1 rRNA gene is annotated in these 205 nt (G+C 57.6%); it reads right to left on the bottom strand.

The features are described from left to right. A 5S ribosomal RNA gene (rrf, locus tag AC5RVV_RS18480) occupies window positions 1-80 on the bottom strand; the annotation flags it as partial. Window positions 81-205 lie beyond the last annotated feature (125 nt).

Raw genomic sequence — 205 nt, 5'->3', positions numbered from 1 at the left:
GCAGTACCATCGGCGCTGTGGGCCTTAGCTTCCGGGTTCGGAATGGGACCGGGCGTTTCCCCCACGCTATGACCGCCGTAACCCTTCGTGCGCGCCCGCCCCGGTGAAGGGTTGGCGGCAAACCTGTTGGTTACAAGCTTGTGCTTGGAACTGTATTCAATTGTTTGTTCCCTTTTTCGACAACGGTTGTTGTCTGGGAACCACA

The organism is Arthrobacter sp. MDT2-34-1 (genome assembly GCF_059091365.1).
This window is presented reverse-complemented; position numbering and strand designations above follow the sequence as displayed.